Genomic DNA, 632 nt, shown 5'->3' on the forward strand with positions numbered 1-632 from the left:
AGGGAAGATCGATTTATCAATTTTCTTGCCAAACTCTTCACGGCAAAGGATCATACCGCCGCGAGGACCGCGAAGTGTTTTATGTGTTGTTGTTGTAACGAAATCAGCGTAAGGAACCGGGTTTGGATGAAGGCCTGCCGCAACAAGTCCTGCGATATGTGCCATATCCACCATGAAGTAAGCGCCGACTTCATCAGCAATTTCACGGAATTTCTTAAAGTCGATTGTACGAGGATACGCACTTGCTCCTGCTACGATAAGCTTCGGTTTATGAGCGAGGGCTTTTTCACGCACGTCATCGTAATCAATATATTGAGTTTCTTTATCTACGCCGTACTCAACAAAGTTATATTGAACACCGCTGAAGTTGACTGGGCTTCCGTGTGTTAAATGGCCGCCGTGGGAGAGGTTCATCCCAAGTACAGTATCGCCTTGCTCCAAAATCGTGAAGTACACTGCCATGTTTGCTTGTGCGCCTGAATGAGGCTGAACGTTTACATGCTCCGCTCCAAAGATTTCCTTCGCGCGGTCACGGGCGATATCTTCAACGACATCGACGTGCTCGCATCCGCCGTAGTAGCGTTTGCTCGGATATCCTTCTGCGTACTTATTTGTCAAAACAGATCCTTGTG

General features: G+C 47.6%; 1 pseudogene. It reads right to left on the bottom strand.

Annotated elements, in window-relative coordinates:
• Nucleotides 1-632: pseudogene (gene glyA / locus ACWHAR_RS28685) on the bottom strand (serine hydroxymethyltransferase); the annotation flags it as partial.

This window comes from Bacillus sp. LR--39, assembly GCF_053613335.1.